Consider the following 10758-nt stretch of genomic DNA (forward strand, 5'->3'; position numbering starts at 1 on the left):
GCTGTCCTGCCAGATCAGCGCGCCGGCGGCGCCGGGCATCCCCCCTGCTGCACACACACCTGCTGTGCCCGGCGCTGCTCGTCGTCGGTCAACTCCGGCGGTGGGCGGGCGGTCGCGGACTGGATCTGGTCGGGTCCGCCGGTGAGCTTGTTCACACCCTGCGCCGCGGCGGCCAGCCCCTTGTTGATGCCCATCATCAGATAGCCACCGCTCATGCTGACCTGCTCGGGCGAGGGGGGTTCGCTCCAGGTGCGGCTGAACCGGTTCGGCTGCACCTGCACCGGATTCTTGAAGCGGTACAGATCCAGCGGCTCGTCGTCGGGCTTGAGCGCACGCACCTCGCCCAGCGTGGTGACATCCCCCTGCGTCGGCGCAGGCGGCGGCTCCACGGGGTCGGGTGGCGCCACCTGCTGTGCCTGCACGGCAGCGGCCAGCACCAGGCCGGCCAGCAACGCTGCACCTTGCTCTCCACGTAATGCCACAGCGACTCCATCCATGTTGGTTGCGGGCTGGCCTCAAAGCATACGGAGGCCGGCGTCAGATTTCGTTGATGGCACCTGTCCGGCCGGCGCGGCGGGCACTGAACCATTCACCGGCCCGCATCGCGATGTCTCAGACATTGAGACGCGGTCATGTTTCCATAGCGTCCTTTGCAGACCGTTGTGACCATGGCTTACGAACTCGCCAAGCGGACCGAGGACGCCGAACGCCGCCTCGCCACCACCGATGGGCTGCCCTCGCGCGATGGTGCGCTGCTGACCGCACGCCTGCAGCGCCGCTACAACGACCGCATCACCGGCAGCTTCACGATTCCCGCCCGCGAGGGCCAGTACGCGCCGATCCCGGCCGATGTGCCCGCCGCGCTGGTCAATGCGCTGAAGGCGCGCGGCATCGAGCAGCTTTACAGCCACCAGGCGCAGGCCTGGGAGGCCAGCCAGCGCGGCGAGCACGTGGCCATCGTCACCCCCACCGCCAGCGGCAAGTCGCTGTGCTACACCCTGCCCGTGGTCAGCGCGGCGATGCAGGGCAAGGCCAAGGCGCTGTACCTGTTCCCGACCAAGGCGCTGGCCCAGGACCAGGTGGCCGAGCTGCTGGAGCTCAACCGCGCCGGCGACCTGGGCGTGAAAGCCTTCACCTTCGATGGCGATACGCCAGGCGATGCGCGCCAGGCGATCCGCCTGCACGGCGACATCGTGGTCTCCAACCCGGACATGCTGCACCAAGCGATCCTGCCGCATCACACCAAGTGGGCGCAGTTCTTCGAGAACCTGCGCTATGTGGTGATTGATGAGGTGCACACCTACCGCGGCGTGTTCGGCAGCCACGTTACCAACGTGCTGCGCCGGCTCAAGCGAATCTGCGCGTTCTACGGGGTGGAGCCGCAGTTCATCCTGTGCTCGGCCACCATCGGCAACCCACAGGCGCATGCCGAGGCATTGATCGAAGCGCCGGTCACCGCGATCACCGAATCCGGTGCGCCCAGCGGGCCCAAGCACGTGCTGCTGTGGAATCCGCCCGTGGTCAACGCCGATCTCGGCCTGCGTGCGTCCGCCCGCTCGCAGAGCAACCGCATTGCCCGCATAGCGATCAAATCCGGCCTGAAGACGCTGATCTTCGCGCAGAGTCGGTTGATGGTCGAAGTGCTGACCAAGTACCTCAAGGACATCTTCGACCACGACCCGCGCAAGCCGGCCCGCATCCGCGCCTACCGCGGCGGCTACCTGCCCACCGAGCGGCGCGAAACCGAGCGGGCGATGCGTGCCGGGCACATCGACGGCATCGTCAGCACCTCGGCGCTGGAACTGGGCGTGGATATCGGCAGCCTGGACGTGGTCATCCTCAACGGCTACCCGGGCAGCGTCGCCGCGACCTGGCAGCGCTTCGGCCGCGCCGGTCGTCGCCAGCAGCCCGCGCTGGGGGTGATGGTGGCCAGCTCGCAGCCGCTGGACCAGTACGTGGTGCGGCATCCGGACTTCTTCGCCGAGGCCTCGCCCGAGCATGCGCGCATCGCACCGGACCAGCCGCTGATCCTGTTCGACCACATCCGCTGCGCCGCCTTCGAGCTGCCCTTCCTGGCCGGCGATCCGTTCGGGCCGATCGACCCGCTGGTCTTCCTCGAAGCGCTGGCCGAGACCGAGGTCGTGCATCGCGAGGGCGACCGCTGGGAGTGGATCGCCGACAGCTACCCGGCCAACGCGGTCAGCCTGCGCTCGGTCGCCGACGGCAACTTCGTGGTGGTGGACCGCAGCGACGGCAAGCAGCAGATCATCGCCGAGGTGGATTACTCCGCCGCCGCGCTGACGCTGTACGAAGGTGCCATCCACATGGTGCAATCCACGCCCTACCAGGTGGAGCGGCTGGACTGGGAAGGCCGCAAGGCCTATGTCACGCGTACCCACGTGGACTACTACACCGACAGCATCGACTTCACCAAGCTCAAGGTGCTGGACCGCTTCGATGGCTGCATTGCCGGGCGCGGCGATTCGCACCACGGCGAAGTGCACGTGGTGCGCCGCGTGGCCGGCTACAAGAAGATCCGCTACTACACCCATGAAAACATCGGCTACGGCCCGGTCAACCTGCCCGACCAGGAGCTGCACACCACGGCGGTGTGGTGGCAGTTGCCGCAGGCGCTGCTGCTGACCGCGTTCGACAGCAAGCAGGAAGCGCTGGACGGCTTCCTCGGCGCGGCGTATGCGCTGCACATCGTCGCCACGGTGGCGGTGATGGCCGATGCGCGCGACCTGCAGAAGGCGGTTGGCAATGGCGATGGCGCGTGGTTCGCGGTGGCCGACCAGAGTGGCCGCGGGCAGCTGCGGGGCGCCGAGTTCGATGCCAGCGCGATCGAGCTGCAGCAGCAGTTCGTGCCGACGGTGTATCTGTACGACAACTTCCCCGGCGGTGTGGGCCTGAGCGAGCCGCTGTGGCTGCGCCAGGCCGAGCTGCTGCTGCGCGCGCGCGAGCTGGTGCAGGGCTGCGACTGCAAGGCCGGCTGCCCCGCCTGCGTGGGGCCGGTCCTGGCCGGCCAGGAAGACGATGCCACCACGCCCAAGGCACTGGCCCTGAAGGTGCTGGCGCTGTTCGACAGCGCGGCGTTGCCGTCTGCCGCCGAGCGTGAGCGCCAGAGCGCCGAGATGGTCGCCCCGTGAGCCTGAGCCTGGACAAGCTGCGCCTGCTGCGCCGGCAGGCCGGTGATGCAACGCCGGCGCCGGCCCGTGATCCGTCCATCGCCACTGCGGGCCGATCCGATGCGGGTGACACCATCGCTACCGGCGTCGCCGCCCCCGCGCCCCTCCCGGCCGCCGCCAACGACGCCCGTGCGCGCACGCCCGCGCCCGCCTCCGTGTTCGGCTGGGTGGAGCAGGAAATCCGACACAAGCCCACCGGTGAGGCCGCACGCGATACCGCACCGGCAGCGCCTGCCCTCCCGGCGCCCGCGCTGCGCAAGCCCGAGATCGGTGGCCTGCGCCGGCTGCTCGGCCTGCGCGAGCGGAGCCTCAGCACCGCCCACCCGCGCGAGAACGCCAAGGACCGCCATGTACCGGGCGAGGAAATCGCGCCGGGCCTGTTCCTGATCGAGTCGTTCGTCGCGCAGGCCATTCCCACCGAGCCCTTGTCGCTCGCCTTCGCCAAGCGCGAGGGCGAACAGGTGCAGCCACAGGACCTGCTGTTCTTCGATACCGAAACCACTGGCCTGGCCGGCGGTACCGGCACCCGCGCCTTCATGATCGGCGCCGCGGACTGGCACGCCCATCCCGAACGCGGCGATGGCCTGCGCATCCGCCAGCTGCTGATGACCACGATGGCCGCCGAAACCGCGATGCTGCGCGAGTTCGCCGGGTGGCTGCGGCCAACCACGGTGTTCTCCAGCTACAACGGCCGCTGCTACGACGCCCCGCTGCTCAAGACCCGCTACCGTTTGGCGCGGCAGCGCTGCCCGATCACCCCGCTGGATCACGTCGACCTGCTGTTCCCGACCCGCCGCCGCTATCGCGGTACCTGGGAAAACTGCCGGCTGGCCACGATCGAACGTCAGCTGCTGCAGATCGTGCGCGAAGACGACCTGCCCGGCTCGGAAGCCCCGGCGGCGTGGTTGAACTACCTGCGCGGGGGCAGCGCGGTGAACCTGCGCCGCGTGGCCGAGCACAACCACCAGGACGTGGTGACCCTGGCGCTGTTGATGCGACGGCTGGTGGCCGAGGAACAGCGTGACCGGGAGACGTTGGCGCTGCAGGCCATTGACGCGGTGTAAAGGCCGGCCCACGGACACTGCGGGTCCTTACCGTGGGAGGACCACCACATGCGTCTGAACCTTCTGTTCGCCCTGGGCTGCGCCCTGCCGCTGGCCGCGTGCAGCCATCCCGGCAAGACGGCGGCGACGCCGGCTGACAGCCCCACCTCCACCGCGCCACCCGCGTTGGCCGGCAGCGCCTCCCAATGCGACCCGGAAAAACTCACCGGCCTGACCGGGCAGACCGCCACCGAGGCGGTGATCCAGAAAGCGGTGAAGGACAGCGGTGCGCGCAACGCCCGCGTGCTCAAGCCGGGCATGGCGATGACGATGGATTTCCGCGAAGACCGGCTCAGCATCGAAGTGGACGCGCAGAACAGGATCGTGCGCGCCAACTGCGGGTGACCGGTTGAACCCTGCCGCGTGCTGCGACTGAAGGCGGCGGCCCGCCATTATCTGCGGGCCGCCGTGCCAGGCAGGCGGGGTCAGTCGCGCAGGCGCTCGGCCTTGCCACTGGCCAGCGCCTGATCGATGGCCGTGCGGACCTCGCGCACGGCGCGGGCCGAGGCCAGGCTCTGCTGCTGCGCCAGACGCGCCTGTTCGCGGCCCAGTTGCGCCTGCTCGCGTGCCACCAGGGTGATCTGGCGGGCATCCACCGCGTTGGCTGTGGCGACGCGCGCCTGGCGTGCTGCCTGGCTGGCGCTGGCTGACGCCGCACGCGCCTGCCGAGCGGCCTGGTTGGCCTCGGCGGCCGCATCCAGGCCGGCCTGGCGGGTGACGTGATTGGCTACCGCCTCGACATCCACCGCCGCCAGCGCGTCTGCGGTGACCTGCATCGAGACCTTGGCCAACTGCTGCCCGATCACGGCCTGGCGGTCGCCCAGTTCAGCCTGTGCGTTGCCCAGCGCGGCCACGTCGGATTGGCTGCGGCTGAGCTGGCTGAGCACGGCAGGATCGCGGATCAGATAGCGCGCCTGGCCACGGCGTACCCACAGCGCCGGCGCGCTGCCGCCCACGTCGCGTCGGGCCTGCTTGAGGTCGGCGACGGACGCATCGACGAAGTTGTCGTCGCCGCCCATCAGCACGAAAGCCTGCGCGGGCTGCCGGCTGATGTCGAGCCGGCCGTGGGTGACGTAGGACATGCCGTCGTCCAGATCCTTCGGCGGCTCCGGCGCACGGGGTGCGGCAGGCGCGGCCGGCGGTTCCGGGGCCGACAGCGGTTCCGGCGCGGGAGCAGGCTCAGGCGCGGGCAGCGCCGCAGGGGCCGGTCGCGGCGCCGGTGCCGGCAGCGCTGCCGGCGGGGTGGGTGCGCTGGGCGCGACCGGTGCCTGGGGTGCGGCCGGCGGCGGCGGCGGCGCAGCCACCAGACGCAGCGGCGCCACGCCGACCACCACGAACAACGCGGTGATCGCCAACGAAGCCACGCGCGGCACGCTGCGGGTCTGCTGCAGGGTCAACAGGCGGCGCTTGAGACTGCGCAGGTTGGGCGAGGCGCTGGCCACGCCCACCGCAGGACGCGGCGCGACACCGAGCTGCACCAGCAGGCGGCCATAGTCATGGCGGCAATGGCCATGCCCGGCCACGACGGCACCATCGCAGGCTTCTTCGCGGGCCAGCGCGTACTCGCGGGCTGCCACGTGCACCAGCGGATGGAAGAAGAACAGATGCTGCGACACCGCCGGCAGCAGGCCCCACCACAGGTCACGGCGCTGCAGATGAATCAGCTCATGGGTCAGCGCCATGTCCAGGTCGTCGGCCGACATCGCCGGCAGCTCGCGCGCCGGCAACAGCAGCACCGGCCGCCACGGACCGATCAACTGCGGCGAGCGGATCTGCGCGGAGAGCTTCAGGCGCGGCGCACGGCGCAGGCCATGGGCTTCGGCAGCCAGCTGCAATGCCTGCTGCAGCCCGGCGTCGGTGCACTCGGTGGCGCTGCGCACCAGCGCGCGGCTGGCGCGGTAGCCCCGCAGGCTGTGCGCCACCATCAACAGCACGCCGGCGGCCCACAAGGCCAGCAGCAGCGAGGGCCAGGACCACACCATCGTCGCCGTCTCGACCGCGGCCGGCGCATAGGCGACCGAGGCCGCCTGCACGGCGGCATCGAACGCGGGCAACGCCACCGTCGGTGCCGTCATGGTGGCCGGTGCGGGCAGCACGGCCAACTCCAGCGGGCTGCTCCACACCAGGCCCAGTACCGCCTGTGCGGCCACCAGCCACCACAGGCGGCAGCGGGTGGCGGCCGGCAGCTGCGGCAGCAGGCGGCACACGCCCCACACCAGCGCCACCAGCACCGCGCTCTGCACGCTGGTCCAGCCCAGCCGCATCAACAGCTCACTCATCATCGTGTCCATGGCTCAGCCCTCCCGCTTGCGTGACTGCAACTGTGCGACCAGCGCTTCCAGCTCGGCCAGTTCCTGATCGCTGACATCCACCTTGTGCGACATGAAGGCGACGAACGGCGAGACCGAGCCCTGCAGCGTCTTCTCCACGAAGCTGGCCACGGCGCCCTGCACCACGCTGTCCTGGCCACTGGTGGTGGCATAGCGGTACACGCCGTCCACCTGCTTGCGGCTCAGGTACGACTTGGCGCGCAGGCGCTCCATCATGGTCAGCACGGTCGAGCGTGCCAGCCCGCGCGGCTCCCCGAAGCCGGTGGCGACCTCCCCGACACTGGGGCGCTCCTGTTCCGCGATGTACTGCAGCAGGGCCAGTTCCTGGTCCCCGATGGTCTTGCCGCGCATGGCGCACTCCCTATGACTACACGTGTCGCTACCGTGCCAGTGACTACAGGTGTCGTCAAGTGCCGGATGGCGCGCGCCGACGAACGGTCGTTCGGCCGTGCCATTCCGCCGTGGTCACATATGTACTGCTCGCACGGATCATCGCCGCGCAGTCGGCCATGGCGTACGACCGCTACGTGGCGACGCGCCAGTTCGATGTCGCCGGGATCAACGCCGCCAGCACCCGCCGGATGTGGACCCCGGAACGGCTCAACGATGGCAGTGAGGGCGCCTGGGGAGACGGCTGGGCGGTATTGCAGGGAGCCCCGCAACGCCAGGTGGCCGGCATGGGCGGCGCGCGCTCGGCGTTCATTGCTTACCCCGACCAGGGGCTGGCCATCGTGGTGCTGACCAACCTGGTCGGGGCCAACCCGCAGAACTTCATTCCGCAGATCGCCGCGTTCTACGGCGCGGGTGCGCCGGTGCCGACCGTCAGCCGCGCGGCCCGCCCATCACCGGCAGGATCACGCCGCTGATGTAGCTGGCAGTAATCGGCGAGGCGAGGAACACGTACGCCGGCGAGAGCTCTTCCGGCTGCGCCGGTCGGCCCATGTCGCTGTCCTGGCCGAACTCGGCCACGTCCGGCGCCTTCTTGTCGGCGGGATTCAGCGGGGTCCAGACCGGGCCGGGCGCAACCGCATTGACGCGGATGCCGCGCGGCAGCAGCTGGCTGGCCAGCGCCTTGGTGAAGGCATGGATCGCGCCCTTGGTCGCCGAATAGTCCACCAGCGACTTGCTGCCGAACAGGCCGGTCTCCGAGCCGCTGTTGATGATGCAGGCGCCTTCGCCCAGGTGCGGCAGCACCGCGCGCGCCATCTGGATGTAACCGCCGATGTTGGTCTGCAGGGTTTCCTGCAGGTGCTCGTCCTCAAGGTCTTCAAGGCGGTCGCAATGCAGCTGGAAGGCGGCGTTGTTGACCAGGATGTCCACCCCACCGAACGCCTTGACCACCTGCTTGACCGCCTTGTTGCAGAACGCCGGGTCGCGCACGTCGCCGGCGATCACCAGGCAGCGGGCGCCTTCCTTCTCGACGTGCTCGCGGGTGATCTTGGCGTCCTTCTTTTCATCCAGGTGCAGCACGGCGACATCGGCGCCTTCGCGGGCGAACAGCACGGCCACCGCGCGGCCGATGCCCGAGTCGGCGCCGGTGATGATGGCGCGCTTGCCCTTGAGCTTGCCGCTGCCTTGGTAATCCGGCGCGAGGAAGCGCGGGGCCAGCTGCATCGCGTGTTCGTTGCCGGGTTTGGCCAACTGTTCGGCAGGCATCTTCTCCGGCTGGCGGCGCGGGCCTGCCTGGGTCGCCTTCTTGGTCGTGGATTTGGCGGCCTTCTTCGCCGCACGCGCGTCCTTGGCCTTTTCCTGGTCCTGCAGACGGCGCTGGCGGGCCGCCACGCGCGCAGCGCGCGGATCGGTGGCGGCGGCCTTGCGGGTCGCGGTTTTGACGACCGGGGTGCGGCTGCGCGGTTCGGCCGCGGTCGCGGCTGCTTCGGCCGGGCGCGGGCGCTTGCGGGAGGTGGGGGTCTTGGTGGTCTTACGGGTTTTGGCCGTGGCCATGCTCGACTCCTGTTGCCGGATCAGATGCGTGGATCAAACTCGAATGCGCGCCGTGTCGGGGATCCCGTGTCGGCAGTGCGCACTTCCACTATGGTCAACCGGGCGGCCAGGCACGGTGAATGGAGCGTGCCCACACCGTGTAGAGGATTCATCCGCTGCATACGGGCGCCGATGCACCCTGAGCGCAATTCCCATGGAGTACGTCTCATGCTTCGTTACCTGTCCGCGGCTGTGGCCGTCCTCGCTTTGTCCGCCTGCAGCAGCACCCCCGTCGCGCAGGTCCAGCCGATCGACGGCGTCATTTCCGGCCAGTGCCATATCGACAAGGTCCGCGGTGCGACCGGGCTGGCTGCGTCGGCGGCAACCGTCGAAAGGGCACGCGTGGACAGCGACAGCCTGGAAGTGATCGTGCTGCGCGGTCAGCGCCTGGAAAGCGGCCCGACCGCCAGCGGCGCGGTGCCATCCACCACCGGTGCGGAAAGCGGTGGCGAGCGGCTGACCATCGAAACCGGCAATACCAACAACATCACCGCGATCTATTGCGGCTGATCGCTACGCTCATCCCGCGCGGGCACGCCGGACGGTGCGCCGCGCGGCTTTGAGTACTTTCAGCGTGGCCAGTTCCCACTGGCGCTCGCCACGCAGGCCGGCAAGGGCCTTCAATGAGCCGGCCCGCCAGCCATCGAATACGCAAGGATCGATATACGCCTTGCGGCACACCGACGGTGTGTTGCCCAGCAGGCTGGCGACCTCGCATACCACCTCTTTCTGCAATGCTGCCAGCGCGCGCTCACTGGAGGGTTCGGGCAGCTCGGTCACGGCAAGCTGACGGATCGCCTCCAGCGTGCCGCCCCAGGTGCGGAAGTCCTTGGCGCTGAAATCCTCGCCCATCGCATCGTGCAGATAGTCGTTGACCATGCCCGAGTCCACCGGTTGGACCGCGCCATCGTCATCGCGATACTGGAACAGCGCCTGCCCGGGCAGCTGCTGGCAGCCACGGATCAGCTTGACCAGTTCGCGATCATCCACATCCACCTCATGCGCCTGCCCGGACTTGCCCCGGAAGCGCATCTGCGCCCGGCCGCCCTTGACCAGCGCGAGGTGGCGGTTGCGTAGCGTGGTCAGCCCGTAAGAGCGGTTGTCACGTGCATAGACTTCATTGCCAACGCGCACCAGCGTCTGTGCCAGCAGCGCCACCACGATCGCCAGCACCTTGTCGCGTGGGAAGCCGGGCAGCTTCAGATCGCGGCGCAGCCGTCGGCGCAGCGTGGGCAGGGCGGTACCAAAGGCAATGATGCGATCGAACTTGCCATCGCCCCTCACCCGCGCCCAATCAGCGTGGTAACGGTACTGCTTGCGCCCTCGCGCATCGCGGCCGGTGGCCTGCAGATGGCCGTTGGGCAGCGCGCAGATCCACACGTCGGTGTAGGCCGGCGGGATGGCCAGCGCGCGGATCCGGGCCAGGGTGGCCGCATCGCGCACCGCCGCGCCGTCGGCATCGCGGTAGGCGAAGCCCTTGCCGGCCTTGCGGCGGGCGATGCCGGGCAGTTCATCGCTGACGTAACGCAGGCCGGCCTGGCGGGCAGCGGCGGCTTCGGGGGTGACGGTGCGGCTCGGGCTCATGGACGCGACGCGGATCAGGGAAGCGCAGTGTCGCCGCTGCCGGTGCGGCACCGCGTCAATAACGCAACACAAACACCTCACACCGCGCTTGGCGATATCCTCCCCGGTTTACTGGCTCGCTTCCTGGAGTACCGATGTCGTCCTTGTCGTTCCGCCGCCTGCGGCGTTCTTTCGGGCTGATGGCCCTGTTCCCCGCCCTGTTGGTCCTCGGTGCCTGCAGCGCACCGCCCATGGACGAACAGGAAGCGGTCGCCACCGATGCACAGAAGGCCGCCGAAGCGGCTGCCGCGCCGACCGACGAAGCCGGCAAAGCCACCGAAGCCCCGCCGGTTGGCAACTGCGATGCCACCCAGGTGCAGAGCCTGGTCGGCCAGCCCTACACCGACGAGATCGGCAGCCAGGCCCAGCAGGATGCCGGTGCCAGCAGCCTGCGCGTGCTCAAGCCCAATGACATGACCACGATGGAGTTCATCGGCGAGCGCTTGAACGTGGAAGTGGATGCCAAAAACGTCGTGGCCGGCGTCCGTTGCGGCTGAACAGGCGCTGCGGAAACCCCTGAAACACAAGGGT

Annotated in this window: 11 protein-coding genes; 6 read left to right on the top strand and 5 right to left on the bottom strand. The window is 69.4% G+C overall.

What is annotated here, in order from left to right:
* Window positions 1-14 precede the first annotated feature (14 nt).
* Window positions 15-497 carry a hypothetical protein gene (locus tag NJD74_RS15735; protein WP_102788800.1) on the bottom strand — a complete coding sequence of 161 codons (483 nt, stop codon included), beginning with the start codon at window positions 495-497 and terminating at the stop codon, window positions 15-17.
* A gap of 171 nt (window positions 498-668) precedes the next feature.
* On the opposite strand from NJD74_RS15735, the gene NJD74_RS15740 reads away from it, so the two are divergent.
* Genes NJD74_RS15740 through NJD74_RS15750 form a run of 3 tightly spaced genes read left to right on the top strand, consistent with a single transcriptional unit; the run spans window position 669 to window position 4636 of the window.
* Window positions 669-3149 carry a DEAD/DEAH box helicase gene (locus NJD74_RS15740; RefSeq protein WP_026070064.1) on the top strand — a complete coding sequence of 827 codons (2481 nt, stop codon included), beginning with the start codon at window positions 669-671 and terminating at the stop codon, window positions 3147-3149.
* Entirely contained in the window at window positions 3146-4252 is a 1107-nt protein-coding gene (locus tag NJD74_RS15745; protein ID WP_070473847.1) for a ribonuclease H-like domain-containing protein, read from the top strand. Before NJD74_RS15740 ends, NJD74_RS15745 begins: the two co-directional genes overlap by 4 nt.
* A 48-nt stretch (window positions 4253-4300) precedes the next feature.
* Entirely contained in the window at window positions 4301-4636 is a 336-nt protein-coding gene (locus tag NJD74_RS15750) for an I78 family peptidase inhibitor (RefSeq protein WP_070473849.1), read from the top strand.
* 80 nt (window positions 4637-4716) lie between these two features.
* On the opposite strand, the gene NJD74_RS15755 is transcribed toward NJD74_RS15750, so the two are convergent.
* Together NJD74_RS15755 and NJD74_RS15760 are read right to left on the bottom strand one after the other, a co-directional pair.
* Entirely contained in the window at window positions 4717-6570 is a 1854-nt protein-coding gene (locus NJD74_RS15755; RefSeq protein WP_319624549.1) for a M56 family metallopeptidase, read from the bottom strand.
* A gap of 15 nt (window positions 6571-6585) precedes the next feature.
* Window positions 6586-6972 carry a BlaI/MecI/CopY family transcriptional regulator gene (locus NJD74_RS15760; RefSeq protein ID WP_102788798.1) on the bottom strand — a complete coding sequence of 129 codons (387 nt, stop codon included), beginning with the start codon at window positions 6970-6972 and terminating at the stop codon, window positions 6586-6588.
* A 110-nt stretch (window positions 6973-7082) separates the two neighbouring features.
* Here NJD74_RS15760 and NJD74_RS15765 point away from each other — a divergent pair, with 110 nt between their 5' ends.
* Window positions 7083-7487, top strand: a complete 405-nt coding sequence (locus NJD74_RS15765; protein WP_139146360.1) for a serine hydrolase — start codon at window positions 7083-7085, stop codon at window positions 7485-7487.
* Here the strand turns inward: NJD74_RS15765 and NJD74_RS15770 are convergent.
* On the bottom strand, window positions 7444-8565 hold the full coding sequence (locus NJD74_RS15770; RefSeq protein WP_070472659.1) for an SDR family oxidoreductase: 1122 nt from the start codon (window positions 8563-8565) through the stop codon (window positions 7444-7446). The genes NJD74_RS15765 and NJD74_RS15770 overlap by 44 nt on opposite strands.
* A gap of 207 nt (window positions 8566-8772) precedes the next feature.
* On the opposite strand from NJD74_RS15770, the gene NJD74_RS15775 reads away from it, so the two are divergent.
* Window positions 8773-9114 carry a hypothetical protein gene (locus NJD74_RS15775; protein ID WP_019184131.1) on the top strand — a complete coding sequence of 114 codons (342 nt, stop codon included), beginning with the start codon at window positions 8773-8775 and terminating at the stop codon, window positions 9112-9114.
* A 9-nt stretch (window positions 9115-9123) separates the two neighbouring features.
* Here NJD74_RS15775 and NJD74_RS15780 read toward each other — a convergent pair whose 3' ends face one another.
* Window positions 9124-10188 (bottom strand): DNA topoisomerase IB, encoded by a 1065-nt coding sequence (locus tag NJD74_RS15780; RefSeq protein ID WP_319624550.1) that lies wholly within the window; start codon window positions 10186-10188, stop codon window positions 9124-9126.
* 179 nt (window positions 10189-10367) lie between these two features.
* Here NJD74_RS15780 and NJD74_RS15785 point away from each other — a divergent pair, with 179 nt between their 5' ends.
* Window positions 10368-10724 carry an I78 family peptidase inhibitor gene (locus tag NJD74_RS15785; RefSeq protein ID WP_235319035.1) on the top strand — a complete coding sequence of 119 codons (357 nt, stop codon included), beginning with the start codon at window positions 10368-10370 and terminating at the stop codon, window positions 10722-10724.
* Window positions 10725-10758 lie beyond the last annotated feature (34 nt).

The organism is Stenotrophomonas sp. RG-453, from assembly GCF_033843685.1.
GTDB classification, from domain to species: domain Bacteria; phylum Pseudomonadota; class Gammaproteobacteria; order Xanthomonadales; family Xanthomonadaceae; genus Stenotrophomonas; species Stenotrophomonas bentonitica_A.

What these genes read in the sequence shown, in the direction of transcription:
- NJD74_RS15740 (WP_026070064.1), top strand. Translation starts at nt 669, where the DNA reads ATGGCTTACGAACTCGCCAAGCGGACCGAGGACGCCGAACGCCGCCTC.
- NJD74_RS15750 (WP_070473849.1), top strand. Translation starts at nt 4,301, where the DNA reads ATGCGTCTGAACCTTCTGTTCGCCCTGGGCTGCGCCCTGCCGCTGGCC.
- NJD74_RS15735 (WP_102788800.1), bottom strand. Translation starts at nt 497, where the DNA reads ATGGATGGAGTCGCTGTGGCATTACGTGGAGAGCAAGGTGCAGCGTTG.
- NJD74_RS15755 (WP_319624549.1), bottom strand. Translation starts at nt 6,570, where the DNA reads ATGAGTGAGCTGTTGATGCGGCTGGGCTGGACCAGCGTGCAGAGCGCG.
- NJD74_RS15760 (WP_102788798.1), bottom strand. Translation starts at nt 6,972, where the DNA reads ATGCGCGGCAAGACCATCGGGGACCAGGAACTGGCCCTGCTGCAGTAC.
- NJD74_RS15780 (WP_319624550.1), bottom strand. Translation starts at nt 10,188, where the DNA reads ATGAGCCCGAGCCGCACCGTCACCCCCGAAGCCGCCGCTGCCCGCCAG.
- NJD74_RS15785 (WP_235319035.1), top strand. Translation starts at nt 10,368, where the DNA reads ATGGCCCTGTTCCCCGCCCTGTTGGTCCTCGGTGCCTGCAGCGCACCG.
- NJD74_RS15770 (WP_070472659.1), bottom strand. Translation starts at nt 8,565, where the DNA reads ATGGCCACGGCCAAAACCCGTAAGACCACCAAGACCCCCACCTCCCGC.
- NJD74_RS15775 (WP_019184131.1), top strand. Translation starts at nt 8,773, where the DNA reads ATGCTTCGTTACCTGTCCGCGGCTGTGGCCGTCCTCGCTTTGTCCGCC.